Annotated in this window: 2 protein-coding genes; both read left to right on the forward strand. The window is 53.3% G+C overall.

Annotated features, from left to right (window positions below; all coding sequences use genetic code 11):
• On the forward strand, window positions 1–450 hold a 450-nt coding region (locus ACTHUR_RS11325), incomplete at its 5' end, for a GntR family transcriptional regulator (RefSeq protein WP_440398635.1).
• A 72-nt stretch (window positions 451–522) separates the two neighbouring features.
• The coding region (locus tag ACTHUR_RS11330; RefSeq protein ID WP_440398636.1) for a DeoR/GlpR family DNA-binding transcription regulator at window positions 523–1,277 on the forward strand (755 nt) is incomplete at its 3' end.

A 1,277-nucleotide genomic window follows, 5' to 3' on the forward strand; every position in this document is an offset into this window, starting at 1 on the left:
GTGCCGGACTTGAAAGAAATGAAAGACGTGTTCAACACGCGTATCGAAATGGAAAGCATGATTTTGAGCGTCCTCATCGATATGCCTGATTTGGAAACGCGCCTGCAACCGCTTTACGCCATGATTGAGCAAGAGGCCGCAGCCTCCGAAAGCGGCGACCGCGTGGGTTGGAACCGCCTGTCCAATGCCTTCCATGTCGAATTGGCGCGGCTGCTGGACAACGACGTCCTGTTTGAAATCATGAATACCTTGTGCGCGCGTTCTTCACTGATTGTGGCCGTTTCCGATCCGCTTCGCAAAGAAAAGCGCACCATCAATTCCAATTCGCACCATGAACACCGCGAAATCCTCGATTTATTGGTGGCCGGCAAGCGCAACCGTGTGACCAAAGTCATGCGCCGCCACTTGAGCGCGTGCATCGAACGCTTGGAACAGAAACTCGAAATGTAATCGGTTTGACAATAAAAAGGCCGTCTGAAATATTCAGACGGCCATTGGTTTATCCCTGCAAAGTAAAACGCCATGAAACCCAAAATCCAAAGACACGAACATATCCTCACCCTTGTCCGCGAACATAACTTTATGACGGTGGAAGAGCTGGCGGCGAATTTGGATGTGACGCCGCAAACCATACGCCGCGATGTGCAGGAATTGAGCGAAACCGGACAGCTCAAACGCTATCACGGCGGCGCGTCTTTGGGCGACGTTTCAGTCGTAACGGCAGGGCAGGAGCGGCGCAACCATCAGCAGCAGGAAAAAAACGCCATTGCCCGGCTGATTGCTTCCACCATTCCCGACAATGCCTCGCTCTTTATCAGCATCGGCACCACCATGGAAGCCGTCGCCGCCGAGTTGGTCAGACAGCGTAAAAACCTGCGGATTATCACCAACAACATCTACGCCGCCTCCATCACTGCGGCGCGTACCGACTACACGGTCATCATCGCTTCCGGTGTGGTCCGTCCGTTGGACGGCGGTATTACGGGTGTGGCGACCGTCGATTTCATCAACCAATTCAAAGTCGACTATGCCATCATGAGTACCCACGGCATAGAAAACGACGGCTCGCTTTTGGATGACGATTACAAGGAAGTCAGCGTGATGCAGGCGATGGTGAACAATGCCCGCGTGCGCTATCTCGGCGTCGACCACAGCAAGTTCAACAGCAATGCCCTGGTCAGACTGGGCGATATCGGCGCATTCGATAAGCTATTTACCGACCGCACACCATCCGCAGCCATGCAGAAAACCATAAACGCTGTATCTTATACACATCG

The sequence above is a fragment of the Neisseria sp. P0021.S007 genome (assembly GCF_051956855.1).